Source organism: Plastoroseomonas hellenica (assembly GCF_018129085.1).
Lineage (GTDB): Bacteria > Pseudomonadota > Alphaproteobacteria > Acetobacterales > Acetobacteraceae > Plastoroseomonas > Plastoroseomonas hellenica.
On the sequence record NZ_JAAGBB010000049.1, the window covers coordinates 14055 to 40333 of the forward strand.

21 protein-coding genes are annotated in these 26279 nt (G+C 68.8%); 8 read left to right on the forward strand and 13 right to left on the reverse strand.

The window, feature by feature from the left end; all coding sequences use genetic code 11:
- Nucleotides 1-87 precede the first annotated feature (87 nt).
- Together GXW71_RS27585 and GXW71_RS27590 are read left to right on the forward strand one after the other, a co-directional pair.
- The gene (locus GXW71_RS27585; protein ID WP_211855944.1) at nt 88-3390 is read left to right on the forward strand and encodes a transglutaminase family protein; all 3303 of its coding nucleotides are present in this window, start codon (nt 88-90) and stop codon (nt 3388-3390) included.
- Entirely contained in the window at nt 3390-5912 is a 2523-nt protein-coding gene (locus tag GXW71_RS27590; RefSeq protein ID WP_211855927.1) for a circularly permuted type 2 ATP-grasp protein, read from the forward strand. The genes GXW71_RS27585 and GXW71_RS27590 overlap by 1 nt, the downstream gene beginning before the upstream one ends.
- Here GXW71_RS27590 and GXW71_RS27595 read toward each other — a convergent pair.
- The gene (locus GXW71_RS27595; RefSeq protein WP_211855928.1) at nt 5909-6889 is read right to left on the reverse strand and encodes a glycerophosphodiester phosphodiesterase family protein; all 981 of its coding nucleotides are present in this window, start codon (nt 6887-6889) and stop codon (nt 5909-5911) included. The two genes, GXW71_RS27590 and GXW71_RS27595, sit on opposite strands and share 4 nt — an antisense overlap.
- Nucleotides 6890-7062: 173 nt before the next feature.
- Here GXW71_RS27595 and GXW71_RS27600 point away from each other — a divergent pair, with 173 nt between their 5' ends.
- Complete coding sequence (locus GXW71_RS27600) at nt 7063-7953, forward strand: transglutaminase family protein (RefSeq protein ID WP_211855929.1); 891 nt, start codon at nt 7063-7065, stop codon at nt 7951-7953.
- Nucleotides 7954-7955: 2 nt separating this feature from the next.
- On the opposite strand, the gene GXW71_RS27605 is transcribed toward GXW71_RS27600, so the two are convergent.
- From GXW71_RS27605 to GXW71_RS27655, 11 genes are all read right to left on the reverse strand, one after another.
- Complete coding sequence (locus GXW71_RS27605) at nt 7956-9284, reverse strand: LLM class flavin-dependent oxidoreductase (protein WP_211855930.1); 1329 nt, start codon at nt 9282-9284, stop codon at nt 7956-7958.
- Between the two features lie 43 nt (nt 9285-9327).
- On the reverse strand, nt 9328-11028 hold the full coding sequence (locus GXW71_RS27610) for an ABC transporter substrate-binding protein (protein ID WP_246526945.1): 1701 nt from the start codon (nt 11026-11028) through the stop codon (nt 9328-9330).
- Between the two features lie 43 nt (nt 11029-11071).
- Nucleotides 11072-12058, reverse strand: a complete 987-nt coding sequence (locus GXW71_RS27615; RefSeq protein ID WP_211855932.1) for an ABC transporter ATP-binding protein — start codon at nt 12056-12058, stop codon at nt 11072-11074.
- Nucleotides 12055-13098 (reverse strand): ABC transporter ATP-binding protein, encoded by a 1044-nt coding sequence (locus tag GXW71_RS27620; protein WP_246526941.1) that lies wholly within the window; start codon nt 13096-13098, stop codon nt 12055-12057. Before GXW71_RS27620 ends, GXW71_RS27615 begins: the two co-directional genes overlap by 4 nt.
- Nucleotides 13070-14017, reverse strand: a complete 948-nt coding sequence (locus GXW71_RS27625; RefSeq protein ID WP_211855933.1) for an ABC transporter permease — start codon at nt 14015-14017, stop codon at nt 13070-13072. Before GXW71_RS27625 ends, GXW71_RS27620 begins: the two co-directional genes overlap by 29 nt.
- Before the next feature lie 2 nt (nt 14018-14019).
- Nucleotides 14020-14988, reverse strand: a complete 969-nt coding sequence (locus tag GXW71_RS27630) for an ABC transporter permease (RefSeq protein WP_211855934.1) — start codon at nt 14986-14988, stop codon at nt 14020-14022.
- A 105-nt stretch (nt 14989-15093) separates the two neighbouring features.
- Entirely contained in the window at nt 15094-16101 is a 1008-nt protein-coding gene (locus GXW71_RS27635; RefSeq protein ID WP_211855935.1) for an ABC transporter ATP-binding protein, read from the reverse strand.
- Nucleotides 16098-17135 (reverse strand): ABC transporter ATP-binding protein, encoded by a 1038-nt coding sequence (locus tag GXW71_RS27640; RefSeq protein WP_367617384.1) that lies wholly within the window; start codon nt 17133-17135, stop codon nt 16098-16100. Before GXW71_RS27640 ends, GXW71_RS27635 begins: the two co-directional genes overlap by 4 nt.
- Before the next feature lie 176 nt (nt 17136-17311).
- Complete coding sequence (locus tag GXW71_RS27645; RefSeq protein ID WP_211855936.1) at nt 17312-18853, reverse strand: ABC transporter substrate-binding protein; 1542 nt, start codon at nt 18851-18853, stop codon at nt 17312-17314.
- A gap of 34 nt (nt 18854-18887) precedes the next feature.
- Entirely contained in the window at nt 18888-19748 is an 861-nt protein-coding gene (locus GXW71_RS27650; protein ID WP_211855937.1) for an ABC transporter permease, read from the reverse strand.
- Nucleotides 19749-19753: 5 nt separating this feature from the next.
- Nucleotides 19754-20674, reverse strand: coding sequence for an ABC transporter permease (locus GXW71_RS27655; protein WP_211855938.1), 921 nt, complete (start codon nt 20672-20674; stop codon nt 19754-19756).
- A 149-nt stretch (nt 20675-20823) separates the two neighbouring features.
- On the opposite strand from GXW71_RS27655, the gene GXW71_RS27660 reads away from it, so the two are divergent.
- The 3 genes from GXW71_RS27660 (at nt 20824) to GXW71_RS27670 (ending at nt 24643) form a co-directional block, all read left to right on the forward strand.
- Nucleotides 20824-21744 (forward strand): LysR substrate-binding domain-containing protein, encoded by a 921-nt coding sequence (locus tag GXW71_RS27660; protein WP_211855939.1) that lies wholly within the window; start codon nt 20824-20826, stop codon nt 21742-21744.
- 183 nt (nt 21745-21927) lie between these two features.
- Nucleotides 21928-23283, forward strand: coding sequence for an LLM class flavin-dependent oxidoreductase (locus GXW71_RS27665; RefSeq protein WP_211855940.1), 1356 nt, complete (start codon nt 21928-21930; stop codon nt 23281-23283).
- Nucleotides 23284-23296: 13 nt separating this feature from the next.
- Nucleotides 23297-24643 carry an LLM class flavin-dependent oxidoreductase gene (locus GXW71_RS27670; protein ID WP_246526942.1) on the forward strand — a complete coding sequence of 449 codons (1347 nt, stop codon included), beginning with the start codon at nt 23297-23299 and terminating at the stop codon, nt 24641-24643.
- 68 nt (nt 24644-24711) lie between these two features.
- Here GXW71_RS27670 and GXW71_RS27675 read toward each other — a convergent pair whose 3' ends face one another.
- Nucleotides 24712-24921, reverse strand: a complete 210-nt coding sequence (locus GXW71_RS27675) for a DUF3126 family protein (RefSeq protein WP_211855941.1) — start codon at nt 24919-24921, stop codon at nt 24712-24714.
- Between the two features lie 111 nt (nt 24922-25032).
- On the opposite strand from GXW71_RS27675, the gene GXW71_RS27680 reads away from it, so the two are divergent.
- Complete coding sequence (locus GXW71_RS27680; protein ID WP_211855942.1) at nt 25033-25992, forward strand: AAA family ATPase; 960 nt, start codon at nt 25033-25035, stop codon at nt 25990-25992.
- Nucleotides 25993-26026: 34 nt separating this feature from the next.
- On the forward strand, nt 26027-26279 hold a 253-nt coding region (locus tag GXW71_RS27685; protein WP_211855943.1), incomplete at its 3' end, for a hypothetical protein.

The following is a 26279-nucleotide window of genomic DNA, read 5'->3' on the forward strand; positions in this document are numbered from 1 at the left end:
ATAGTCCGGGCCCGACCATCCTTGCCCGGGCATGGAACTTGCCTCCCCCGGTGCGCCCGTTCACCCGCACGCCGGAGCCTGATGGCCATGTCGATCCATGTCGCCCTGAACCACAGGACCAGCTACCGCTATGACCGCGCGGTAGCACTCGGCCCGCAGATCATCCGCCTGCGGCCAGCGCCGCATGCCCGCACCCCGATCCTCTCCTACGCGCTGAAGATCGAGCCCGCCGGCCACTTCCTGAACTGGCAGCAGGACCCGCAGGGGAACTTCCTCGCCCGCGTCGTCTTTCCGGAGCGGGTCACTCATTTCGACGTGACCGTCGACCTCGTCGCCGACCTGGCGACCATCAATCCCTTTGATTTCTTCGTCGAGCCGGCGGCCGAGACCTGGCCCTTCGCCTATGACCCGATGCTGGAGCAGGAACTCGCCCCCTATCGCCGCACCGAAGCGGTGGGGCCGAGGCTCGGGGCCTTCCTGGCGGAGATCCCGCGCGACCCGCGCAACGCCGTCGACATGCTGGTCGACATCAACCGCATGCTGGCGGAGCGCATTGCCTATGTCGTGCGCATGGAGCCCGGCGTCTGGACGCCCGAGGAGACGCTCGGCAATCGCAAGGGTTCCTGCCGCGACAGCGCCTGGCTGCTGGTGCATGCGTTGCGCCATCTCGGCTTCGCGGCGCGCTTCGTCTCCGGCTACCTGGTCCAGCTCGTCGCCGATGTGAAGCCGGTGGAGGGGCCGGAAGGCCCGACGGCGGACTTCACCGACCTGCACGCCTGGACCGAGGTCTTCATCCCCGGCGCCGGCTGGATCGGCTTCGATCCCACCTCCGGTTTGATGGCGGGGGAGGGGCATATCCCGCTCGCCGCCAGCCCGGAGCCGCAATCGGCCGCCGCCATCAGCGGCGCCGCCGAGAAGGCCGAGACCATTTTCGAATTCGCGATGTCGGTCACCCGCATCCGCGAGACCCCGCGCGTCACCAAGCCCTACACGGACGCGGCCTGGCAGGACATCCTGGCCCGCGGCGCCGCGGTCGACCGTGCGTTGGCGAAGCATGACGTGCGCCTGACCATGGGCGGCGAACCCACCTTCATCGCCAATTCCGATTTCGATGCGGCGGAGTGGAACACCGATGCGCTCGGCCCGACCAAGCGCGGCTTCGCGGGCAAGCTGATCCGCCGCCTGACGCCGCTCTGGGCTCCTGGCGCCGCCCTGCAATACGCGATGGGCAAGCATTATCCCGGCGAACAACTGCCGCGTTGGGCGATCCATGCGCATTGGCGCCGCGATGGCGAGCCGGTGTGGCGCGACCCCGCGCTGCTGGCGGCGGATGAGGACACCGACAGCGCGACCGCGGATGATGCGATGCGCTTTGCCGAGCTGCTCGCCGAGCGGCTGCAGATCGACCCCGCGCTGGTGAACCCGGCGCATGAGGACATCCACTACTATCTCTGGCGGGAGAAGCGCCTGCCGGCCAACGTCGTCGCCGAGGACGCGAAGCTGCGCGACCCGCTGGAGCGCGAACGCCTCGCCCGCGTCTTCGGCCAGGGCCTGGCCACGACCGTCGGCGCGGTGCTGCCGCTCCGCCGCGTCATCGACGGCGGCGCGCGGCGCTGGCAATCCGACAAGTGGTTCTTCCGCGACGGCGTGCTGTTCCTGATCCCCGGCGACAGCCCGATCGGGCTCCGCCTGCCGCTCGAAAGCCTGCCCTGGATCGACGCCGCACGCATCGAGGGCGAGTTCGAGCGCGATCCCTTCGACAAGCGCGAACCCTTCCCGGCGCGCAGCGCTTTCGACCGCTTCCGGGGGGCTGAGGGGCTGACGCCCGACCTGCGCCCGCAGCCGCAGGATGCGCCGGTGATCGGCGAGAGCGCCGATCCCGGCGAGGTCCGCACCGCGCTGACGGTCGAGAGCCGCGACGGCAAGATCCACATCTTCTTCCCGCCGGTCTTCGCCGCCGAGGATTGGCTCGACCTCGCCGCCGCCGTCGAGGCGACGGCGCAGGAGACCGGGCGCCAGGTGGTGCTGGAGGGCTACCAGCCGCCGCGCGATCCGCGGCTCAACAGCTTCTCCGTCACCCCCGATCCGGGCGTGATCGAGGTGAACATCCATCCGTCCGACAATTGGGCCGAGCATGTCGCGCGCACCGAGACGCTGTACGAGGAAGCGCGCCAGGTCGGGCTCTCGGCGGAGAAGTTCATGCTGGACGGCCGCCATGTCGGCACCGGCGGCGGCAACCATCTGGTCATGGGCGCCGCACAGCCGATCGACAGCCCCTTCCTGCGCCGCCCGGACCTGCTGAAGTCACTGCTCGGCTTCTGGCACAACCACCCGAGCCTCTCCTATCTGTTCAGCGGCCTCTTCATCGGGCCTTCCAGCCAGCACCCGCGCATCGACGAGGCGCGGCAGGACATGGTGGCGGAGCTGGAAGCGGCCTTCGCCCAGGTGAAGCCGTACAAGGAAACGCCGCCCTGGATGGTGGACCGGCTGTTCCGCAACATCCTCGCGGACATGACCGGCAATACGCACCGGACCGAGTTCTGCATCGACAAGCTCTATGCGCCGGAGACCGCTTCCGGCCGCCTCGGCCTCGTCGAGTACCGCGCCTTCGAGATGCCGCCGCATGCGCGCATGTCGGCGGCGCAGGCGCTGCTGCTGCGTTCGGCCATCGCCGCCTTCTGGGAAAAGCCCTATGAGCGCCGCCTCATCAAATGGGGCACCCGCATCCATGACGACTTCATGCTGCCCCACTACGTGGAGCAGGATTTCTTCGGCGCGCTCGAGGAGCTCGATATTCTCGGCTATCCGCTGGCCCGTGAATGGTTTGCGCCGCATATCGAGTTCCGCTTCCCGGTGATCGGCGGTACCGCCACACGCGGCATGGAACTCGAACTCCGCCATGCGCTGGAGCCGTGGCATGTCCTGGGCGAAGAACCCACGGCCGGCGGCACGGCCCGGTATGTGGACAGCAGCGCCGAGCGCCTGCAGGCTCGGATCACCGGTTTCCAGGAGGAACGCTACGTGCTGGCGTGCAATGGCCACGCCCTGCCGCTCTCGCCCACCGACCGGGCGGGCGAGTATGTGGCCGGCATCCGCTTCAAGGCCTGGGCGCCCCATTCCGCCCTGCATCCGGCCATCCCGGTGCAGACCCCGGTCGTGCTCGACATCCATGACCGCTGGACCGGGCGCAGCATCGGCGGGCTGACGCACCACGTCGCCCATCCCGGCGGCCGCAGCTACGAGACCCGTCCGGTCAATGCGAACGAGGCCGAGGCGCGCCGCCGCATCCGCTTCTGGCCCTATGGCCACACCCCCGGCCCGGCGCCGGAGCCGCTGCCTGCCGTCGCCCGCGACATGCCGCGCACGCTCGATCTCAGACGGCTGGGATGATGGACGGGTTGCCCGCCCTGTCGCCCGCCCGCGACGAGATGGCCAATGGCCGCGGCGGGCTCAGGACGCATTGGCAGGATCTGCTCGGGACATTGGTCGGCCTGGGGCCGGAGGCGATGGCCGAACGCGGCGCCATGCTCGACCGCCTCTTCGCCGAGGAGGGCGTGACCACGCTGCTGCCGGGCGCCACCGCCACCGCCTGGCGCTGCGATCCGGTGCCGCTGCCGATCCCGGCCGCCGAATTCGCGGCGCTGGAAGCAGGCCTCGCGCAACGTGCCGCGGTCATCGAGGCGATGCTGGCCGACCTCTACGGCCCGCAGGACCTGCTGGCGCGCGGCGTGCTGCCGCCGGCGCTGGTCTTCCCCAATCCGAACTTCCTCCGCCCCTGCCACGGCATGCCGCAGCAGCAGCATCTCCAGCTCTATGCCGCCGACCTGATCCGTGGACCGGACGGGCAGTGGCGGGTGCTCGCCGACCGCACCAATGCGCCTCATGGCATGGCCTATGCGCTGGAGAACCGCCGCGCCCTGTCGCGCATCGTGCCGGAGATCTTCCGTGCCCGGCATCTCCGCCGCATGCGGCCCTTCTTCGACATCTGGCAATCCGACCTCCAGCGCCTGGCGCCGGGCGGCGACGGCAACCCGAACCTCGTGCTGCTGAGCCCGGGGCCGCGCAACGCCTTCTGGTTCGAGCATGTGGTGCTGGCGCGCGAACTCTCCTGCACGCTGGTCGAGGGCGGCGACCTCACCGCCCGCGACGGGGCGGTCTTCCTCAAGACGCTCGGCGGGCTCCGCCGGGTCGATGTGGTGCTGCGCCGCCAGGACGGGCGCGGCCTCGATCCGCTCGAGCTCGATGCCGGGGATGCGCTGGCCCAGGGTGTCTCGGGCCTTCTCGACGCGGCGCGCGAAGGATCGCTCGTCATCGCCAATGCGCCGGGCAGCGACATGGCGGAGGCGCCGGGGCTGGCGGCCTTCCTGCCGGCGGTCGCGGCGCATTTCGGCGCGGACCCGCTGAGCTTGCCTTCGGTGCCGACACTCTGGCTGGGACAGCCGGGTGCGCTGGAAGCGGTGGTCCGGGACCCGGCGCAATGGCTGCTGCGGCCGGCGCTCGACGGTGTCGCGCCGCCGGTGCCGCTCACCGATTTGACTTCCGCGGCGCGGGAGGCGCTGCTCGCCCGCGCCGCGGCTTCGCCGTTCAGCCACGCCGCTTCGCTGGCGCTGCCGCCCTCGGTCGCGCCCTGCGTCGGGCCCGATGGCTTCGAGCCGCGGCCGATCGTGCTGCGCCTCTTCCTGGTGCGGCGAGGCGATGGCTGGGCGGCCCTGCAGGGCGGCCTCGCCCGCGCCCTGGCGCCAGCCGACGCGCTTGCCGGCCGGCTGCCGCGCCAGGCGCTGGCCAAGGATGTCTGGGTCGCGACCGAGGATACCGGGGAGATCCAGGGGCCGGCGGCGCTTGCCATTCCCGCGCTGCCGATCCGCCGCCCGACCGGCGAGCTGCCGTCGCGCGCCGCCGACAATTTCTTCTGGTTCGGCCGCTATCTGGAGCGGCTGGAAGGCGCTGCCCGGCTGCTGCGCTCGGTGATTGCCCGGCTCGAGCGCGCCTCCCTCTCGCCGCGGGAGCTGGCTTCGCTGCAGAAGCTCGCCGCCTGCCTGCGCGTGCACTACCTGGTCGACGAAGAAGGCGAGCGCGCCGTCGGCACGCCGGCCTTCCCGCGCGCCCTGCTGGCGCTGCTGCGGCCGGAAGGCACGCTGCCACAGCTCACCGGCCAGGTCGGGCGCGCGATGGAGCTGCTGCGCGACCGGCTGACCGGCGAGATGTACACCGCATCGAATCATGCGCTGCGGGAATTGCAGGGCGCGCTGCGCGGGGTGCCCACGGGACGGAGTGAGAATCCGCGCGCCCTGGCGCAGCTTTCGGAAGTGCTGGGCGGCGTGCTGGTCTTCGCCGCCATGGTCTCCGGCCTCGCCGCCGAGAACATGGTCCAGGGCGGCGGGCGGCTGTTTCTCGATCTCGGGCGGCGGCTGGAACGGGCACGGGCGATCACCGCCGAGCTCGCGGTCCTGCTGGTCGAGCCGATGGCGGCCACCCAGCCGGCGCGGCTGGAGCCGGGCCTGCGCCTGGCGCTGGAGCTGCGCGATTCGGTCATCACCTACCGCAACCGCTACGTCACCGCCCTGCAGCCCGCGCCGGTGCTGGACCTGGTGCTGGCGGAGGAGGGCAATCCGCGCGGCCTCGCCTTCCAGCTTCTGGCGATGCGCGACGCCTTCGCCAGCCTCGGCGGCGATGGGGAGAGCGGCATGCCGATCGCGATCGGCGCTGTCCTCGCCGAGGCCCGCGCCATGGCCGGGGAGGTCGCGGCTGCGACCCGCCAGGCCGAGGCTGCCATTGCCCTGCCGCCTCGTCTTTCGGCCATGCATGAGAGCCTGGGTGAGCTGTCGGATATCATTGCCCGCCGCTGGTTCGCGCTGCTGCCCGAGGCCCAATCCGTCGGCGCCGAGCTCGCAGCGATGAAGGGCGCGGCCTAACGCCTTTCCCCGCCCACCGCCCGGCTAAGCCCGAGAGCCGCGGCGATTACCTCGATCTCATTCGTCAGTATCCCGCCGGGATAGCCGGCTGGGAGCCGCGCGAGATCCTCGGGCGTATCGATCCCGGTGGAGAAGGCGCCACCGTGATAGGGACCGATGACGAAGACATGGCTGCCCACGGACTGCATGCGCTGCAGGAAATGCCCCGGCCAGCCCCAGAGCCAGGGTGCGATGTTCACAGGCACCAGGACCAGCATCTTGGCGCAGGCCGTCGGAACCAGGCTCGTCCACCCATACGCGGCATAGCGCAGCAGGCAGGCCCGCAGCGATCCGCGCGAGACGGTCCTGAGATCCCGCAGCGCCGCGCGCAGCGTGGCGATCGGGCGGTCGCCGCCATAGACCATGAGCCGATCACGGGCCGCCGGTGGCAATTGGCCGAGCCACGCCGCGAGCCGCTCGCCTTCCGCGGCGTCGTCACTCTTGATGTTGATCAGGAAGCGGCGATCCGGGAAGACCTCCAGCACCTCGTCGAGTGCCGGCATTAGGCCGATGCCCTGGCCGCGGAAGGGGAAGCTCCGACCGCCATCCGCCGTATAGCCGTGGCCGATGTCGAGCCGCTGGAGCTCCGCCATGCTGTGCTCGCGGGTGATGCCCCGGCCGTCGGTCCGGCAATCCAGCGTCCAGTCGTGGAAGACGGCGAAACGGCCATCGGTTGTGGGATGGATGTCGAGCTCCACCACATCGGCGCCTGCCTCGAAGCTCGCGCGCATGGATGCGATGGTGTTTTCCAGATAGGCGTGCCGTGGTGGCAGCATCCGGGCGGCCGTGCAGGTGTCGTTGGTCAGCCCGGCCATGTCGAAGCGCTGGGCGATGCCGCGATGTGCCAGCAGGGTCGGCGGCCCCGCCAGGCGGGGGGCGGTGAGGCCGCCGTTGTTGAGATAGGCGAAGGCCGCGAGCAGCAGCACCGCCAGGAGCATGGGACGCCAGATTCTCCGCATCCGCCTGGCCATCGCATATCGGCGCGGGGCCGTGAAGCGGTCCTCGCACTCGGTGCTTGCCCTGCGTCCGGGCTTGCGGAGAATGGCGTGGAATGCTGTTTCGCGCGCATCCTCACCTGCTCAGGTGACATCGCCCGTCCGGGACCCACCTTGTGCTCTATCGGTTGCGCCACACCACCCGTTATGTCTACGCGAGCCCGGTCGATCTCGCCGCGCATGTCCTGCATCTGACGCCGCGGGCGCTGCCGGGTCAGCGCGTGCTGAGCGCGGCGCTGCATCCGCGCCCGGACGCGGCACGCCTGACCGCGGGCTTCGATCACTTCGGCAATCCCGTCAGCCGCCTCTTCCTCGAAGGCTCGCATGCCGAATTCGAGGTGACGGCGGAGGCGATGGTCGATGTCGGCTTCCCGGCGCCCCCGCCGGCCGCTGCCACCTTCGCCTGGGAGAGCGTCGCGGCGGCAGCGCGGGCAGGTGGGGAAGGGGCCTGGCAGGCGGCCGAGTTCCTCTTCCCGAGCGCGATGGCCCCCGCCGACGCCGCGGTCGGTGCCTATGCCGCGCCGAGCTTTCCCCCTGGCAGGCCGGTGCTGGCAGGGCTGCTCGACCTGAATGCCCGGATCAAGCGCGACTTCGCCTTCCGCCCCGGCGCCACCGACATCGCGACGCCGGTCTCCCGCGTATTGGCGGCCCGGGCCGGCGTCTGCCAGGACTTCTCCCACCTCATGATCGTCGGGCTGAGGGCGCTGGGCCTGCCGGCGCGCTACGTCTCCGGCTATCTGCGCACCCGGCCGCCGCCGGGGCAGAGGCGGCGCGTCGGTGCCGATGCCAGCCATGCCTGGGTCGGCTGCTGGCTCGGCCCCGCGCGAGGCTGGGTGGACCTCGACCCGACCAACGACCTAGTGGTGCGGGACGAGCATGTGGTGCTCGGCTGGGGCCGGGACTACCGCGATGTCAGCCCGGTGCGCGGCGTGATCCTGGGCGGCGGCGAGCACAGCCTGTCGGTCGGCGTGGACCTGGAGCCGCTGCCGGAGGCGGCGATCCGGTAAATTCAGACTGCGTAGCGGTTCTTCGGTGGTGTCAGCCCCAGATTCTCCCGCAGCGTCGGCCCGGCATATTCCGTGCGGAACATCCCGCGCGCCCGCAGCTCCGGCAGCACGAGTTCCACGAAGTCATCGAGCCCCAGCGGCAGCACTGGCGGGCAGAGGTTGAAGCCGTCCGCGGCGCCGCCTTCGACCCAGGCCTGCATGTCGTCCACGATGTCCTTGGGCGTGCCGACCAACACGCGGCCGCCGAAGCCCGCCGCGACCTTGGTGTAGAGCTGGCGGATCGTCAGGTTGTCCCGGCGCGCCAAGGCAAGCGCCTTCGCCGCCATGCTGCGGATCCGAGGGTCCGGCGGCTCCGGCACCGGCCCGTCCACCGGATAGGCCGAGAGGTCACCGAACTGCTGATAGAGATAGGAGAGGCCCAGCTCCGGTTCGACCAGAGCGTTGAGCTGCGCGTGCTTCTCCTCAGCCTCCTCGCGCGTGCGGCCGATGAAGAGCGTGATGCCCGGCATGATCTTCAGGCTGTCGGGGTCACGGCCATGCTGCGCCGCACGGGCCTTAAGGTCGGCGTAGTAGGCGCGTGCCGCCTCCATGTCGAAGAAGGAGCAGTAGACAACATCGGCGCTCCGTGCCGCGATCTCCATGCCCTGGTTGGCGGCGCCTGCCTGCACCAGGATTGGGCGGCCCTGCGGCGTGCGCTTGATGGTCAGCGGCCCCTTGACCTTGAAGTGCTTCCCCTGGTGATCGAGCCTGTGCAGCTTCGACTGGTCGAAGAAGATGCCGCTTGCCTTGTCGAAGAGCGGCGCATCCTCCTCCCAGCTATCCCACAAGCCCTTCACCACCTCGACGAACTCGGTCGCGCGGTCGTAGCGCAGCTCGTATTCCATGTGCTGGTCGCGGTTGAAGTTGTGCGCCTCAGCCTCGGACCAGGAGGTCACGATGTTCCAGCCGGCGCGACCGCCGCTCAGATGATCGAGCGAGGCCCATTTGCGCGCGATGTGATAGGGCTCGTTGTAGGTGGTGGATGCCGTCGCGACCAGGCCGATATGCGTGGTCACGGAGGACAGCGCCGAGAGCAGTGTCAGCGGCTCCAGTTCCAGGGTCTGGTGCGAGCGGCGGAGCGCGCCCGGCGGCTCGTCCTTGGTGCGCAGGCCGATGCCGTCGGCCAGGAAGACCATGTCGAGCTTCGCCGCCTCGGCGGTCTGCGCGATGTACTTGTAGTGGCTGAACTTCGATGCGGCGTCCGGATCCGCCGAAGGATGCCGCCAGGCGGCTGCGTGATAGCCGAGATAGCGCATGGAAAGGCCGAGGCTGATCTGCTTCGGGCTGCTCATCGTTCAAGCCTCATCATTGCCGCAGGAGGTCATTGCCGCCGGGTCAGTATTCGTAGCCGGCCCGCTGCATGTACTGCCGGGACAGATCGAGGTCGTAGGCGATCGGCCGCAACAGATCATGGTCGTATTCGGGGGCCGAATAGGGCATCGGCACGGTGCCCTCGCGGCCATAGCCGCCGGCGATCTCCTTGACGATCTGCTCGCGCGGCATGGCGTGGCTGATCGCCTTGCGGATATAGGCGGCCGCCTCCGCCGCACGGGACGGGTCCCGCCGTCCCAGCGGCGTATCGACGCCGGTGCCGAAGACCGGATGCCGCAGGTTGTAGCAGATATGCTGCCACTTGAAGCTGTCGAAGGTCTGCACCTTGCCCCAGGAGGGATCGATGGTGCTGGCGACCGGCCCGATGTCGTACATCGGATCATGCGCATCGATCTCGCCCGCGCGCAGCGCGGAGAGCACGGAATCCGTACCCTGGATATTGACGATGTAGAAGGTCTTCACATTGCCGGTGTGCGGCTTCCAGTAGTTCTCGTTGCGCACGTATTTGTACGCCCTGCGCTGCGGGTCATAGCCCTGCGCGATCCAGGGGCCGGTGCCGATCCCGCCGAGCGCGGTGTAGCTCCTGCCGCCCGAGATCCGGACGGTGTGGCGGCCGAGCCAGTTGCTCGCCGTGTGACCGCGCAGCGCCTCCGGCCGGATGTCCTGGTAGGCATGCTTCGGGATGATTGCCTGGGCGCCGATCAGCCAGTCGAGGAACAGCATGTTGTAGGCGGGGAGATCGACGGTGATCTCGTGTTTGCCGGTGATCCTGTAGGCGCCGGGACCACCGAGCACCTGCTCGGTCGCGGCCTGGATCGGCGTGCCATAGGCCCGGTTGAGGAAGGTGTCCCAGGTGAACTTCACATCCTCGGCGGTGAATTCCTCGCCGGAATGCCACTTCACGCCTTCGCGCAGGGTGATCACCCAGTGCTTGCCGTCCGCCGACATGGTGTGGCCAGTGGCCAGTGCGGGGACCAGCCGCTTGTCCTGCCAGCTCTCATACTCGTAGAGGCGATTGTAGACCGGGCCGAAGATGTTCGATTCATTGTAGCCCGTCGTGTACATCGGGATCAGCGAGGCTGGCGGCGCCCAGGACGCGAAGGCCGCGGTCGCGTCGTTGCCGGCGCCCTCGATCGTCCACTTCTCGGGGTTCGGGTAGAAGACCGGATTGAAGGTGGTGAAGTCGAAACCCTTCAGCTTCGGGTTCACCGCGATGACATCCTCCGGGTAGAAGAGGGTCGTCATCGGCTCCGTTTCGTACCAGCGCCGCTCGAAGGCCCGATAGGCGTCCATGCGCTGGGCGGGATCGATCGTGCTGGCCATCTGGTCCAGCGCGGCGTCGATCTGCGGGTCGTTGACGTAGTAGAAATTCTGGCCACTGGGCGGCATCAGCCGGCTGTGGAACAGCGTGTTCGGCGTCGGCGTGATCGCGTTGTAGTAGTAGCGCTCGAGATAGGCATCCCAGCCGCCTTCGGGGTGCGGCTTGCCGTCGCCGCGCGACCGGCGCGGGGAGATCACGGTGAAGGGGACGAAGCTCGAGACCACGTCGATGCCGATGCGCGACATCTGCTGCGCCGCCAGCGTGCCCCAGATCATGCGCGCCGGCTGGTTGTTGGGGATCATCAGATAGAGCTTGAAGAAGGGCGGTGCCGCGCGGGCGGGGCCGGCAACCGCTGCCACCGCCGCAGCCGCGGCGGCCTTCATCACGGATCGACGCTTGCTGCTCAATGACATCCTTCGTCTCCGATCATGTGGGGTTGTGACAGGCCATGCGGTGGTCGTCTCCCGCCGCCGCCGTCAGCAGCGGCTCGCGCTCCGCGCAGACCGGCAGGGCGGCCGCGCAGCGCGGGTGGAAAGGGCAGCCGGAGGGGCGGCGGAGCGCGCTCGGCACTTCGCCTTGCAGCACGATGCGCGTATTCGCCGCGCCTGGCTGCGGCATGGGGATCGCGCTGAGCAGCGCGCGCGTGTAGTGGTGCCGCGGCCGGGTGAAGAGCGCGTCCACCTGGCCGATCTCAACGAGCTTGCCGAGATACATCACCGCGACATGGGTGCTGATGAAGCGCACCGAGCTGAGGTCGTGCGAGATGTAGAGATAGGTCAGTCCCAGCCGGTCCTGCAGCTCCACCAGCAGGTTGAGGATCTGCGCCCGGACGGAGACGTCGAGCGAGGAGACCGGCTCGTCCAGGATCAGCAGCCGCGGCTCGATCGCTAGTGCCCGGGCGATGCCCACGCGCTGGCGCTGGCCGCCGCTGAACTCGTGCGGATAGCGCCAGGCATGATGCGGCTCCAGCCCCACCATGCGCAGCAGCTCCTCCACACGGGCGCCCCAGGTCTCCGGCGCCTCCGGGCGGTGCACGCGCAGCGGCTCCTTCAGCGTCTCGCCGATGGTCCAGCGCGGGTTCAGCGACAGCCAGGGATCCTGGAAGACGTATTGCAGCGACCGCCGGACCTGCAGGACCTTGGTGCGGTCATTCTCCTTGAACAGCGGCACGATGTCGCGGCCCTGGAACCGCACGACGCCCTCGCTGGGCTCGACCAGGTTGAGGATGGCGCGCGCCGTGGTGGTCTTGCCGCAGCCGGACTCGCCGACCAGGCCCAAGGTTTCGCCGGCTTCGATGCGGAAGGAGACATTGTGAACCGCGCGGATCTCGCTGTATTGCCGGGCACGGAACAGGCCGCGCCGCGTGACGGGGTAGCGCTTGGACAGACTATCGACTTCGAGCAGCGCACTCATGCTGCGATGCCCGGGCTGCCGCGGCGGATGCAGCTCACGGTATGGCCCGGCGCGATCGCCGTCTCGACCGGCAGGATGCGCCGGCAATCGGCGATCGCTTCGGGGCAACGGTCGTGGAACCTGCAGCCGGCCGGCGGGTTCAGCAGGTTCGGCGGCCGTCCGGCGATGGTCGGCAGCTTCTGGCGCGCGCCGCGCGAATAGGACTGGTCGATGCGCGGCATGCTTTCCAGCAGCGCGCGTGTGTAGGGGTGCTGCGGCGCGCTGAAGATCGTCGCGGCATCGGCGGTCTCGCAGACGCGGCCGGCATACATGACGGTGATGCGGTTCGCCATGCGCGCGACCACGCCCATGTCGTGGGTCACCAGCACCATCGACATGTGGAAGCGCGCCTGAAGATCCGCCAGCAACTCCAGGATCTGGGCCTGGATGGTGACGTCGAGCGCGGTGGTCGGCTCATCCGCCAGCACCAAAGCGGGGTTGCAGAGCAGGGCGCGGGCGATGCCGACGCGCTGCTTCATGCCGCCGCTGAGCTCATGGGGGAATTGCCGCAACCGCGTCAGCGGGTCGGTGATCCCCACGAGATTGAGCAGCTCGGCGACGCGCTCCTCGGCCTGCCTGCGGCTGGCCTTCTCGTGCCAGACCAGGATCTCGCTGAGCTGCGCGCCGATGGAGTAGATCGGGTTCAGGGAGGTCGCGGGATTCTGGAAGATCATCGCGATGCGCCGGCCGCGCAGCGCCGCCATCTGCTTCGGCGTCCGGGTCAGCAGGTCCTCACCCTCGAAGAGGATGCGCCCGCCCACCGTCCTCGCCGGTGGCGGCACCAGGCGCAGCATGGCGAGGCTGGACACCGTCTTGCCGCTGCCGGACTCGCCCACGATGCCCAGCGTCTCGCCGGGATTGACGCCGTAGTCGACGCCGTCGACCGCCCGCACCACGCCGTCGCGGGTGAAGAAGTGCACCTTGAGGTCCTGCACCTCGATGAGCGGCTTCGGAGCCGCCATCGGTGTGGGATCAGCGGCGGAGGCGAGGGTTGAAAGCATCGGTCAATCCATCCGCCAGCAGGTTGAAACCCAACACCGTCACGAAGATCGCCGCCCCTGGCGACAGCACAGCCCAGGGCGCGACCTTCAGCGCCTCGTAGTTGAAGTGGAGCTGCTGTCCCCAGGACACCGCCTTGGGATCGCCGAATCCGAGAAAGCTGACCATGGTCTCGGCCAGGATCGCGCCGCCGATGCCGAGCGCCACCAGCACGATCAGCGAAGGCAGGGCATTCGGCAGGATATGGCGCAGCAGGATGTCCCGCTTCTTCGTGCCGATGCAGATCGCGGCCTCGACGAATTCCGCATGCTTCAGCCGCAGGAATTCGGCCCGCGCCATGCGGGCGATCGGCGGCCATTCGAAGCAGCCGAGCAACACGATGATGGTCATGAGGTTGAGGTTTGGGATGCTCTCCAGCCAGGTGCCGACCACCACGATGCCGAAGAGGCGCACCACGGCGAGGATCACGACGAAGACCGGGATCACCATGAAGAATTCGGCGAAGCGCATCAGGAGCTCGTCGGTCAGGCCGCCGGCATAGCCGGCGATCCCGCCGATGATCACGCCGATGACGGAGGCGACGGCCATCGCGCCGAGGCCGACCGCCAGCGCCGTGGACGCGCCGTAGAGCACGCGGGTGAGCACATCATAGCCGTTGCGATCGGTGCCGAGCAGGTGGACCCAGTCGGGCGCCTTGCGTGCGGCCCCGCGCAGCATCGCCGACTGGTCGTTGGGAGCGAAGGGCGCGACGAAGGGGCAGAGCAGCGCCACCAGCACGACCAGCGCCACCAGCCCCAGCCCCAGCATGCCGCCGCGGTTCCGGCGGAAGCGATACCAGCCCTGCCGCCAGAGCCCCGGCGGGCGCAGCGGCACGGCGATGCTGGCTTCGGCAACGGCTTCGGGAACGATCGGGGTGTCCATGATCAGGCCAGCCTGATGCGCGGGTCGATGGCGACATAGGCGATGTCGGTCAGCAGGGTCGCGCCGACCAGCATGAAGGTGATGATCATCGTCTCCCCCATGATCAGGGGATAGTCGAGCTGCTGGATCGCCATGATGTAGAGCGCGCCCAGCCCCGGCCAGGTGAAGACCGTCTCCGTGACCGGCGCCGTGCCGAGCATCACGCCGAAGAGGATGCCGAGATAGGTCAGCACGGGGATGAAGGCGTTGCGCAGCGCATGGCCGAAGACCACGCGCCGCTCCGGCAGGCCGGAGGCGCGGGCGGCGGTGATGAAATCCTGCCGCAGCACCTCCACCAGAGAGGAGCGCATCAGCAGGGTCAGGGTCGCGGTGTTGAAGAAGACCAGCATGCCGACGGGCAGCACCATGTGCCAGAGCCCGTCGATCAGGGTGCTGTTCATCAGCATGTTGCGCGTGGAATAGGCGCCGTAAGAGGGCAGGATGCCGAGCCAGTAGGAGAAGACCAGGATCAGCAGGATGCCGATGAAGAAGCCCGGCAGCGAATGGCCGAGCATGGCGCCGGCGATGACGCCGAAATCCAGGCGGCTGTACTGCCGTGTTGCCGCCATCACCGAGATCAGCACCGAAACCACCAGCGCGATGAGGATCGCGGGGATCTGGATCTTCAACGTCTCCAGCCCATAGGTGACCAGCATCTCGGAAACCGGCTGGTTGTAGATGATGCTGGTCCCGAAATCGAAGCGCAGGATGGCCCAGAGCCAGGTGAAGTAGCGGTCGGTGACGCTGCCATCCAGGCCGTAATACCGGCTGACGGATTCGATCACCTCGTCGGTCATGCCGGGTCTTTCGGCCAGCAGGATCTCGATCGGATTGCCGATCGCATTGATCATCGCGAAGAGGATCACGCTGACGCCAAGGATCAGGCAGGCCGAGAAGATCAGGCGGCGGGCGATGTACCGTGCTGTCCCCATGGCCATCTCCTCTGTCAGGCCGGCGGCCGGCGGGTGGTCGGCGCGCGATGGCAATGCAGGAAGCGTACCAACGGGGCGCGCCGCCTCCTGCCGATGCGTCCCATGTCAGCTCCCCACCGGAATCGCGGCCCGCTGTGGCGCGGCGGCCCATTCCCCGGCGCGCCAGCACCGCACGTCGTGGCCCGGCGCCAGGGTCAGCAGCGGCGGCATCTCGGCGCGGCAGTTGGCGATCGCAAACGGGCAGCGCGGATGGAAGGCGCAACCCGAAGGCGGCGAGAGCGGGCTGGGCACTTCGCCATCAGGGACCACGTGCTGATGACGCCGGTCGGGATCGATGGAGGGCGATGCGGCCAGCAGTGCCTGCGTATAGGGATGCAGGGGCGCGGCGTAGAGGGATTGGATCGGCGCCGTCTCGACGATGCGACCGAGATACATGACCGCGACGCGATCGGCGATGAACTCCACCAGGTGCAGATCGTGTGAGATGAAAAGGTAGGAAAGGCCGAGCCGCTCCTGCAGCTCCATCAGGAGATTGACGATCTGCGCCTGCACGGAGACGTCAAGCGCCGAGACCGGCTCGTCGCAGACGACGAGGCTCGGATGCAGGGCGAGCGCGCGGGCGATGCCGATGCGCTGGCGCTGGCCGCCGGAGAATTCATGCGGAAAGCGCGCGGCATGCTCGGGCCCCAGGCCGACGAGGGTCAGCAGCTCGGCGACGCCTGCGTCCCGCTCCCGACGTGTGCAGCCATGGATGTCGAATGCCTCGCCGACGATCTCACCCGCGCGCAGGCGCGGATTTAGCGATGCATGCGGGTCCTGGAAGACCATGCGCATGCGGCGGCGCGCGGCTTTCATCGCGCGCCTGTCGAGGCGCAGCAGGTCCTGGCCTTCGAAGCGGAGCTGCCCGGCGCTGGGCTCCTGCAGGCGCAACACCGCGCGGGCGAGGGTCGACTTGCCGCAGCCGGACTCGCCGACCAGTGCCAGGGTCTCCCCGCGGAATACCTGCAGCGAGACGCCGTCCACCGCGCGCACCGTGCCGGCCTTGCGGCGCAGCGGGCCGCGGAAGACCGGGAAATGCACGGCGAGGTCTGCGACGTCGAGCAGCGGTGTCATGCGGCCACCCCGTCGGCATGCAGCCAGCAGCGCACCAGGCGGTCAGGGTCGCCCTTGGCGGGTGGCGCCAGCGGCGGTTCGACCTCGGCGCAGAGGTCGAAGGCTTTCGGGCAACGGCTACGGAAGCGGCAGCCGCCCGGGAGCTTCGCCAGGTTCGGCACGGTGCCCGCGATGACCGGCAGGCGCCGCCGCGTGCCGCGTGGCTGCGCGGCGGGAATGGAAGCCATCAGACCGGAGGTATAGGGATGCAGAGGGGTGCGCAGCAGAGCACGAGTCGTGGCGCTCTCGACCACCACGCCGGCATACATGACGCAGACCGTCTGGGCGATCTGCGCGACGACGCGAAGGTCATGCGTGATGAAGACGATGCCGGAGCCCAGCCGTTGCTTCAGCTCCTCGATCAACGCGAGGATCTGCGCCTGGATGGTGACGTCGAGCGCCGTGGTCGGCTCGTCCGCCAGGATCAGCATGGGATCGCAGGCGATCGCCATGGCGATCATCACGCGCTGCCGCATGCCGCCGGAAAGCTGGTGCGGATAGTCCAGTGCGCGCATCTGCGGCGAGGGCACGCCGACCAGGCGCAACAGCTCGACCGCGCGGTCATGCGCGGCTGCTCGGGACATGCCCTGGTGGCGCCGCACGACTTCGGCGATCTGAGTGCCGACCTTGAAGACCGGGTTCAGCGACGTCATCGGCTCCTGGAAGATCATGCCCATGGCACGGCCGCGGATCGCCGCCATGGCGGCATCGGCCAGGCCGCGCAGCTCGCCATGGCCGGCAAGGTGGATGGAGCCCGCCTCCACCCGGCCGGCGGCCGGCGGGATCAGGCCCATGATGGACAGCGCCACCGTGCTCTTGCCGGAGCCGGACTCGCCGACGATGCAGAGCGTCTCGCCCGGCGCGACGGCGAAGGAGACGCCATCGACCGCGCGCAGGGGTCCGAAGCGGGTCCGCAGGCCCGAGACCTCCAGCACCGGCACGGCGGCTGCCGGGTCGGACATCGCGTTCACGATCGGGATGCTTCCCTCATGCACGACTCCATCATGCTCAGGCCTGTCTCCATGCCATTGCCGACGCCGCGCGCGGCTGCGCGCCGGGGTTCGATGGCACCGATGCAGCATCGATGCGGCGGTATCCTGTCGGAGGCGTCGCCGTCCCCTCGCTCTCACCCTCGGGGACGGCGGCGCTCCTGGCCATGGCGCGGCGGGTGCTACGCCTTGGTCACCTCGTTCAGCAGCGGAACCTCGAATGCGAAGGCGTCGAAATTGTCGATCCCCCTTTGTGTCGCGATGATCTGCTTCTGGTTGTAGAGGAACAGGTTCGGCGGCTCCTCGGCCCACAGGATCCTGTTCGCTTCGTGGTACGCCTCCATGCGCCTGTCCGGATCCAGCTCGGTCCGCGCGCCGTTCAGCAGCGCGTCGATGCGCGGGTTGCTGTAGCCGCCCAGATTGGCGCTCTGCCCTGTCACCAGCCGGCGGCTCAGGCGCCAGTCCGCTGTCGGGATGGAGGTGCCCAGCACCCACATATGCGCAGCACTGCTGCCGAATCCGGTGCCGCCCTGCTGCCGGCGGTACAGCGTCTGCTGGTAGCTGGCCCATTCCCAGACGCGGAATTCGGTCTTCAATCCGATGGCGTTGAGATAGCCCTGCACGGCCTCGGCCACCTGCTGGTCCTTCAGGTAGCGGCCCGAGCAGGTCCACATCACCAGCGTCTCGTTGAAGCCGCCGGGAAAGGCCGCCGCGAACTCCCGCTTCGCGAAGTCGGGGTCGAAGCGGTAGGGCGCCTGCGCCTGATAGCTCTGCACCCCCGGCGCCACCGGCGCGTCGGGCACCGAGCCGAATCCGCCCAGGATCCTGTCGACGATCGCCTGCTGATCGATGGCGTGGTTGATGGCGCGGCATAGGCGCGGATTGTCGAAGGGCGGGCGCTTGTGGTTCAGCTCGAAGAACACCTGGAAGGAGCTCGGGATGACCACGAGCTTCAGGCGCGGATTGGCTCTGACGCGCGCGGTCGCCTCGGGCGGGATGCTTGTGGCGATATCGGCATTGCCGGATTCGAGCTCGATCACCCGCGCCTCGGCCTCGGGCACCGGGCGATAGATGATGCGCCTGAACCTCGCCGACGGGCTGGCGCCGGCCAGCACGCTGCGCTCGCCCGGCGTCCATTCCTCGAATTTGTAGGGGCCGCTGCCGACCGGGTTGCGGCCGTAGTTGCGCCCGAACCTCTGGACCGCGGCCGGGCTGCTGATGGAGGCGGAGGATTCGCACAGTATCTCGAGCATGCCGGCCACGGGCGCGCCACTGGTGAGGGTGATCGTCTCTGCGTCCGCCACCTGGATGTCGGTGATCACCGTGAACAGCGAGCGGTTGGGTGAGCCGAGCCTCGGGTCCCGCAGCCGGTCGAAATTGAACTTCACCGCCTCGGCATCAACCGCGCTGCCGTCATGGAACCTGACGCCGGGCTTCAGCCTGAAGGTCCAGCGCAGACCGTCGGCGCTGGTCGACCAGGATGCGGCCAGGTCGCCCTCGATGCCCGACAGCGACGTATCCTTCCAGCGCACCAGGCGCTGGAACATCAGCGTCATCAGGATCTCGGCCGAGCGGGTACGGCTGATCGCCGGGTCCAGCGTGTCGAAATCCGACCCTTCGATGAAGGTCAGCGTGTCGCTGGCGGCCTGCGCCGCGCCGGCAGGCAGCGTCGCCGCCGCGAAGGTTGCCGCCAGCAGGCTGCGCCGCTTGAAGGCCAGGGTCATGGCTGCTCTTCGTCCGGGGGTTGCAGAGGTGACGTCATGACGCGACGCGGGGACCGGCGTGGCCGGATTTCGGGTCGGCGAAGTCGCGCAGGCCGTCGCCGACCAGGTTCAGCGCCAGCACCAGCACGAACAGCGCGATGCCCGGCACCAGCACGACATGCGGCGTCGACAGCAGATGTGCGCGCGACTGCGCGATCATCGCCCCCCATTCCGGCACCGGCGGCTGCGGCCCAAGACTCAGAAAGCTGAGGCCGGAGGCGATCAGCACCGCCTCGGCCAGCGAGATGCTGCCCTGTACGATGATCAGCGCCGAGATGTTCGGCATGACGTGCCGGAACAGGAGGCGCATGTCGCCCGCGCCCAGCGAGCGGGACGCCAGGACGAAGTCGCGGCTCTTCAGCGACAGGATGGGCCCGCGGAACAGCCGGGCGAAGACCGGCACCGAGGAGATGGCGATGGCCAGCGTCAGGCTGGTGGCGCCGGGGCCGAGGATTGTGATGAGCATGATCGCCACCAGGATGCGCGGGAAGCTGATGATCGCATCCATGGCGCGCATGGTGATGAAGCTGGCGCGGTTGTCGTAGTAGCCGCAGAGCCCGCCGATCAGCAGCCCCAGCAGCAATGCGACGCCGACGCTGGCGCCGGCGACGATCAGCGACATGCGGGCGCCCCAGACCAAGCGGGCGATCATGTCGCGGCCCATCTCATCAGCACCCAGCGGGAAGGCGAGGGATGGCCGGGCCAGCGCATGGCCCAGATTGACCAGCGTGGCGCTCGGCCAACTGTAGAGCAGTGGCGCCAGCAGGGCGGCGGCCAGGAAGACGGCGATCACCGCCAGCCCCAGCAGTGCCATGTGGCGCCGCGTGCCCAGCAGGAAGCGGAGGAATGCCAACATTCCCGTCATCCCCGCGCGATCCGCGGGTCGAGCACCGAATAGAGCAGGTCCACCACCAGGTTCACCACGACGATGGCGGTGGCGAAGAACAGGATGCAGCCCTGGACCACCTGCAGATCGCGTTGGATGATGCCGTCGACCATGTAGCGGCCGAGGCCCGGCCAGGCGAAGATCGTCTCGACGATGACCGCGCCGCCCAGCAGCCGCCCGAAATAGACGCCCAGCAGCGTCACCAGCGGTATCGCCGCATTGATCAGCGCATGCCGCCAGATCACGGTCCTTCGCATCAGGCCCTTGGCCCGGGCGGTGCGGATGTAATCCTCGGACAGCACCTCAAGCATGGTGGACCGTGTCACCCGGGCGAAGGTTGCGACATAGGGCAGGCCGAGCGTCACCACCGGCAGCACGAGATTGGCCCAGCTTCCGCGGCCACTGGGCGGCAGCCATTGCAATCTGGCCGCGAAGAGCAGCATCAGCAGCAGGCCCAGGAAGAAGACCGGCACGGAGATGCCGAAGGCCGATAGCGCGCCGATCGCGTCATCCACCCAGGAGTTCGGCTTCATGCTGGCAGCCACGCCCATGCCGACGCCGACCAGCACCGCGAGCAACATCGCGAAGCCGGCCAGTTCCATGGTGGCCGGCAGGCGGCGCATGATCTCATCCAGGACCGGACGGCGGCTCCGGAAGCTCTCGCCCAGATCGCCCTGTGACAGCCGCACCAGATAGGTGCCGTATTGCTTCCACAGCGGCTGGTCGAGGCCGTAATGCTCCCGGATGAGGGCGATGTCCTCTTCCTCGGCATCCGGGCCCGCGGCATTGCGCGCGGGATCGCCGGGCACGAGATGCAGCACCAGGAAGACAGCCAGGGAAACCGCCAGGAGCGTCGGCAGCAGTACCGCGATCCGGTAGATCGCATAATCCAGCATGACGCCCCCTTCCGATGGAGCCGGCCGTCCGCTGCGAATTCCCCCTTGGCGCCGGAATTCCGGCTGCGAGCGAAGCCTAGGGAGCCGGAGGAATTGCGGTCAATTGATTAAGTCGGCAGTGTTCATGCCTGAATGTTATGGACGGGTGCATGCGGCGCCAGTTGACCCTGCGCCAGGTGGAGGCCTTCCGGGCGGTCATGTTGCGCGGCTCCATCTCCGGCGCCGCGGAGATGCTCGGCCTGACCCAGCCGGCCGTCAGCCGATTGATGCGCGACATGCAGGATGTGCTGCAGCTCCGCCTCCTTAATCGCCAGGGCAACCGGATCGCCGCCAATGCGGAGGCAAACCTGCTGTTCGAGGAGGTGCAGCAGTGCTTCGTCAGCCTCGGCCGCATCGAGCGCACCGCGCAGGAGATCAAGCGGTCCTGGCATGGCAGCCTGCGCATCGCCGCCATGGCCGGACCCGCGCAGGGATTCCTGCCCGGCTTGGTCGCACGCTTCCTGCGCAAGTATCCTGAAACCTTCGTGGCCCTGCATAACCATGTCGCGGTGACCACGCTGGAACGGGTGTCGCTGCGGCAATTCGACTTCGGCATCGCCTATGCGCCGCCGGACTATCCCGGGCTGGATATCGAGCCCCTGCCTCGGCTGGAGGCTGTCTGCGCCGTCCCGGCCGGACATCCCCTCGCTGCGAAGCAGGTCGTCACGCTGGAAGATCTGCGCGGCCAGAATCTGCTCAGCCTGGGCGCGCGCAGCCAGATCGCGGTGACCCTGGAAGCGATGCTGCGCGTGGCCGGCATCACGGCCCCCATTCTGGCCGAATCGACGGCGTCCGAAGTGCTGTGCCGCCTGGTCGGGCAGGGGGTCGGCATCGCGCTGGTGGACCCCTTCACCGGCTCGGCCGTGTGCGACCCGGCCGTGGTGATGCGGCGCTTCGAGCCGCGGGTGGATTACGCCGTGTCGATGGTCTTCCCCTCCGGCATGCCGCGTTCCCGTCCGGTCGAGCAGTTCATCGCCATGCTGCGGGAGGCCGCGACCATGCCGCGGCTGCTGGCGGCAGCCGCCGGATAGGATCGCTTCGGGGCGAAGCGGGACCTGCACTGCATCCGATCGGGTCTTGCGCGCCCAAGGGCGGCTGTGCATCCTGCCGCCTCTCACCCTCCGGCCGGGCTTCCGGCCGTCGCTTCCTGATGGCAACAGGGCGGCGCCTCGCGTCGCCGTTGGCGCTCGTGCGCCAGGGAAGGGTCGGTGAGCATGGCACGGCATGGAATGATGAAGCTCGGCATGTCGATGCGCGGGCTGGGCTATCATCCCGCGGCCTGGCGGCATCCGGATGTGCCGGCGGACGGCACGCTGCGGTTCGAGCATTACGCCTATAACGCGCAGACCGCCGAGCGCGGGCTGTTCGACATGATCTTCTTCGCCGACGGCATCGGCCTCAGGGAGCGCGACGAGCCGCGAGGCTCGCTGGCGCGATCGGGCTACGAGCTGGTGGAGATGGAGCCGCTGACGCTGCTGCCGGCGCTGGCCGTGCTGACCAAGCACATCGGCCTCGTGACGACGGCCTCGACCACCTACAACGAGCCCTATCATGTCGCCCGGAAGTTCGCGACGCTGGACCTGATCAGCGGCGGGCGCGCCGGCTGGAACATCGTGACCTCCTGGTCCGAGGCCGAGGCGAAGAACTTCAACCGCGAAGAGCATCTGGAATACGACACGCGCTATGAGCGCGCGGCGGAATTCGTCGAGGTGGTCAAGGGCCTGTGGGATTGCTGGGAGCCGGATGCCTTCGTCTACGACAAGCCCGGCGGGCTGTTCTACGACGAACGCCGGATGCATCTGCTGAACCATCGCGGCAAGCACTTCCAGGTGCGCGGGCCGCTCAATGTCGCGGGCATGCCGCAGGGGCGCCCGGTGCTGGTGCAGGCGGGCGCCTCAGAACCCGGGCGGGAGATCGCGGCGGCGACGGCCGATGTGGTCTATGCCGCGGCCGATTCCCTGCAGGCGGCCCGCGCCTACTACGACGACGTCAAGGGACGCATGGCCAAGTATGGCCGCGATCGGGACGAACTGAAGATCATGCCGGGCGTGCGCACGATCGTGGGCCGTACGCGCGAGGAAGCGCAGGCGAAATTCGACCGGCTGCAGGATCTGACGGATCCGCTGGTCGGGCTTGCGCGCGTCTATGCGGCGCTGGGCGATCTCAGTGGCTACGACCTTGACGGGCCGGTGCCGGAGCCGCAGCGCGCGACGGAGATGCGCAGCAGCACCGAACGGGTCATGCAGCGCGCGCGGTCGCAGAACCTGACCATCCGGCAGCTCTACAAGCAGATCGTGGGCGGCGGCTTCTACCTGGTCGGAACCGCCTGCGACATCGCCGACGGCATGCAGGAATGGTTCGAGGCCGAGGCCTGCGACGGCTTCAACGTGCTGCCGCCCTATCTGCCCGGCTGCTGCGACGACTTCGTCGAGTTCATCACGCCGGAGCTGCAGCGGCGGGGGCTGTTCCGCACGGCCTATGAGGGCGGGACACTGCGGGAGAATCTCGGCCTGAAGCCGTATGTGAACCGCCATGCCGCCGCGCGCGCGCAATCGGCTGCCGCCGAATAGAGGGATTGCTGCGATGACCGGACGTCAGATGAAACTCGGCCTCAACCTGGTCGGCAACGGCGCGCACGGCGGCGGCTGGCGGATGCCGGACGCGCATGTCGGGTCCTCCTTGGATTTCCAGCTCTGGAAGCGCCTGGCCATCCTGGCCGAGCGCGCGAAGTTCCATTTCATGTTCTGGGCCGATGGCATCGCGGTGCGCAGCTCGGCCAGGGACGAGACCCAGCTGAGCTATGACAGCCGCATCGATGTATTCGAGCCGCTGACGGTGATGGCAGCACTCGCCGCCGTCACGGAACGCATGGGCTTCGTCGCGAGCGCGTCGACGACCTATAACGAGCCCTACCATGTCGCCCGCAAATTCGCCTCGCTGGACCATATCAGCGGCGGCCGCGTCGGCTGGAACGTGGTGACCTCCTGGTCCGAGCAGGAGGCGCTGAATTTCGGCCGCGAGGCGCACATGGAGCACAGCCTGCGCTACAAGCAGGCGGAGGAATTCGTCGACGTCGTCTTCGGCCTCTGGGACAGTTGGGAGGACGACGCCTTCATTCGCGACAAGGCGACCGGCCAGTATTTCGATCCCGCCAGGCTGCACACGCCGCATCATCGCGGCGAGCATTTCACCGTCCGCGGGCCGCTGAACGTCGCGCGGCCGCTGCAGGGCTATCCAGTGATCGCGCAGGCGGGGTCGTCGGGTCCCGGGCAGGACCTGGCGGGGCGGACGGCCGAGCTGGTCTACACCATGCAGAAATCACGCGCGGATGCCGTCGCCTTCTACAGCAGCGTGAAGAGCCGCTTCGCCGCGCATGGGCGCTCGGCCGAAAGCTCGCTGGTGATGCCGGGCATGATGCCGATCATGGGCCGCACCCTGCAGGAGGCGAAGGACCGCGCGGAGCAGCTCCAGGAACTGATCCACCCGGAGCTCGGCCTGGCGGCGCTGATCCCCTCCTTCGGCGATCTCGGCGGCTATCCGCTGGATGGGCCGGTGCCGGCGCCGCTGGCCGACACCAACAGCGTCAAGAGCGCCCATGCCCGCCTGGCCAAGGAGATGGAAGGCAAGTCCATCACCATCCGCCAACTGATCCACCAGCGCTCGGCATCGGGGCACCATGTGGTCGTCGGCACGCCCGCCAGCATCGCCGACGAGATGGAGGACTGGTTCGTCAACCGCGGCTGCGACGGCTGGAACATCCTGCCGCCCTTCTTCCCCGCCCCCGTCGAGGAGGTCTTCGAGCTGCTGATCCCCGAGCTGCAGCGACGCGGCCTGTTCCATACGGAGTACGAAGGCAAGACGCTTCGGGAGAATCTGGGGCTCGCGCGGCCGACGCATCCCGCGAAACGATCGGCAGCGGCGGCGGAATAACGGAATCCGGCGTCGCGCCCACCTGCTTCGGATCCGGGGGAGGGGTTGCCCCAGGGGCCGTGAGGTCCTTAGTCCAGGTCTTCGCCGAGCACCACGATCTGCACGGCGTAGGAGATCTCGCCATCCTCATCGTCGCGATGAATGGTGCCGATGAACTCGTCGCCGACGCGCAATTCAACCGATTGGTTCTTCCGCTTCGGCGGATCGATGGTGATGCGCTGGTTGCCGAGAAGCTGGCGCAGGTGGGCCTGAAGCTTGGCGATTTCGGCTGGGGTCATGTGGCGGGCACTCGTTTCTCGTTCCGGGGAGCCGGCATAGAGCCCCAGGCGCGCCGCGTCCACTCGACAGAGGGCGGCCGCGCGCCGAGACTAGCGGGGGGAGAACGGCTTTTGGACACGCAAGCGACCAGCACCATCGAGGATGTGACCGCCGGCCTCGGCGCCACCGGCTATGTCGCGGCCCGCCCGATCGCCCTCGCGCTCTGGCTTGCCGAGCGGCTGGCGAAGCCGATCCTAGTGGAAGGGCCGGCCGGGGTCGGCAAGACCGAGCTGGCGCGCGCCATCGCTGCCTGGCGCGGCCTGCCGCTGCACCGGCTGCAATGCCATGAGGGGCTGGACGAGACCCGCGCCCTCTATGAGTGGAAATACGGCAAGCAGCTTCTCTACACCCAGATCCTGAAGGACCGGATCGGGCCGCTGCTCGGCGATGCCCCAGGCCTGGCGCCGGCGCTGGCCAAGCTCGACGGTTTCTCCGACCTGTTCTTCTCCGAAGCCTTCCTGGAACCGCGCCCGCTGCTGGCGGCGCTGCGGGAGCCCGCCGGCTGCGTGCTGCTGATCGACGAGGTGGACAAGGCCGACGAGGCCTTCGAGGCCTTCCTGCTGGAACTGCTGGCCGATCATGCGGTGACCATCCCGGAGATCGGCACCATCCGCGCCGCCGTGCCGCCGATCGTGCTGCTGACCTCGAACGGCGTGCGCGAGCTCGGTGACGCGCTGAAGCGCCGCTGCCTGCACCTGCATATCGGCCTGCCCGCGCCGGCGCTGGAGGCCAGGATCGTGGCCGCCCGGCTGCCCGGCATCGCCGCCGTGCTGCTCCGCCAGGTCGTGCTCTTCGTGCAGGGGCTGCGGAAACTCGATCTCAAGAAGCAACCGTCGATCAGCGAGACCATCGACTGGGCGCGGGCGCTGACCTTGCTGCACACCGAATCGCTGGATCCGGATCTCGTGCGCGAGACCTTGAATCTGCTGCTGAAGCATGAGGCCGACATCGCCGCCGCGGGCCCGGAGCTGGCGGGCCTCGCCCTCAAGGCGAAGCGTGACGCCGAAGGCGGCATGCCGCTGCCGGCATGAGCCTGCGCCCCGAGCGGCCGGGCCAAGCCTACCCATGAGCGAGGGTGTCGTCCTCTCCTTGCTGCGTGCCGCGCGGGGCGCGGGGCTGCGCATCTCGACCGCCGAGAGCCTGGATGCGCTGGCCGCGGCTGCACTCGTCGGTCCCGCCGGGCGCGACGACCTGCGGGAGGCGCTGGCGCTGGTGGTCGCCAAGAGCGCCGAGGAGAAGCGCCTCTTCGAGGAGACCTTCGCGCTGTTCTTCGCGCCGCAGCCGGCAGCCGAGGCCAAGCCGCCGCGGCCGCCGGAGG

Excerpts from the sequence above, each read along its gene's own strand:
- GXW71_RS27585 (WP_211855944.1), top strand. The coding sequence starts at position 88 with ATGTCGATCCATGTCGCCCTGAACCACAGGACCAGCTACCGCTATGAC.
- GXW71_RS27590 (WP_211855927.1), top strand. The coding sequence starts at position 3,390 with ATGGACGGGTTGCCCGCCCTGTCGCCCGCCCGCGACGAGATGGCCAAT.
- GXW71_RS27595 (WP_211855928.1), bottom strand. The coding sequence starts at position 6,889 with ATGCTCCTGGCGGTGCTGCTGCTCGCGGCCTTCGCCTATCTCAACAAC.
- GXW71_RS27605 (WP_211855930.1), bottom strand. The coding sequence starts at position 9,284 with ATGAGCAGCCCGAAGCAGATCAGCCTCGGCCTTTCCATGCGCTATCTC.
- GXW71_RS27610 (WP_246526945.1), bottom strand. The coding sequence starts at position 11,028 with ATGAAGGCCGCCGCGGCTGCGGCGGTGGCAGCGGTTGCCGGCCCCGCC.
- GXW71_RS27615 (WP_211855932.1), bottom strand. The coding sequence starts at position 12,058 with ATGAGTGCGCTGCTCGAAGTCGATAGTCTGTCCAAGCGCTACCCCGTC.
- GXW71_RS27620 (WP_246526941.1), bottom strand. The coding sequence starts at position 13,098 with ATGCTTTCAACCCTCGCCTCCGCCGCTGATCCCACACCGATGGCGGCT.
- GXW71_RS27625 (WP_211855933.1), bottom strand. The coding sequence starts at position 14,017 with ATGGACACCCCGATCGTTCCCGAAGCCGTTGCCGAAGCCAGCATCGCC.
- GXW71_RS27630 (WP_211855934.1), bottom strand. The coding sequence starts at position 14,988 with ATGGGGACAGCACGGTACATCGCCCGCCGCCTGATCTTCTCGGCCTGC.
- GXW71_RS27635 (WP_211855935.1), bottom strand. The coding sequence starts at position 16,101 with ATGACACCGCTGCTCGACGTCGCAGACCTCGCCGTGCATTTCCCGGTC.
- GXW71_RS27645 (WP_211855936.1), bottom strand. The coding sequence starts at position 18,853 with ATGACCCTGGCCTTCAAGCGGCGCAGCCTGCTGGCGGCAACCTTCGCG.
- GXW71_RS27650 (WP_211855937.1), bottom strand. The coding sequence starts at position 19,748 with ATGTTGGCATTCCTCCGCTTCCTGCTGGGCACGCGGCGCCACATGGCA.
- GXW71_RS27655 (WP_211855938.1), bottom strand. The coding sequence starts at position 20,674 with ATGCTGGATTATGCGATCTACCGGATCGCGGTACTGCTGCCGACGCTC.
- GXW71_RS27660 (WP_211855939.1), top strand. The coding sequence starts at position 20,824 with ATGCGGCGCCAGTTGACCCTGCGCCAGGTGGAGGCCTTCCGGGCGGTC.
- GXW71_RS27665 (WP_211855940.1), top strand. The coding sequence starts at position 21,928 with ATGGCACGGCATGGAATGATGAAGCTCGGCATGTCGATGCGCGGGCTG.
- GXW71_RS27670 (WP_246526942.1), top strand. The coding sequence starts at position 23,297 with ATGACCGGACGTCAGATGAAACTCGGCCTCAACCTGGTCGGCAACGGC.
- GXW71_RS27675 (WP_211855941.1), bottom strand. The coding sequence starts at position 24,921 with ATGACCCCAGCCGAAATCGCCAAGCTTCAGGCCCACCTGCGCCAGCTT.